The sequence below is a fragment of the Aeromonas sp. sia0103 genome, assembly GCF_963895295.1.
Lineage (GTDB): Bacteria > Pseudomonadota > Gammaproteobacteria > Enterobacterales > Aeromonadaceae > Aeromonas > Aeromonas encheleia.
In genome coordinates this window covers 1-255 of record NZ_CAWQKG010000047.1, presented here as the reverse complement: position 1 = coordinate 255, position 255 = coordinate 1, and the positions used below count along the sequence as shown (strand labels likewise).

Below are 255 nucleotides of genomic sequence, written 5' to 3'. Positions count from 1 at the left end.
GGTCGGGCCATCGTCGTCGAAGCTGAACACCGAGCGCTCGCCATCGGCCAGCACGATGCTGTCCGAGACCCTCACCGGATCGCCATCGGCGTCGGTACGGATCACCTCATACTGCAGCGCCAGGCTGTCCTGACCCAGCAGCAGGCTCAGCGCTTCGTCAAACAGTCCGTCGCTGCCATGTGCCAGCGCTTCGAATTGGGTGGTTTGCAGTTGCAGTACGCCACCGCCTACATCGACGATCCGGATGCTGAAGAC

Annotated in this window: 1 protein-coding gene; it reads right to left on the bottom strand. The window is 62.7% G+C overall.

The window, feature by feature from the left end:
• On the bottom strand, window positions 1-255 hold a 255-nt coding region (locus AACW18_RS15885; RefSeq protein WP_218390097.1), incomplete at both ends, for a hypothetical protein.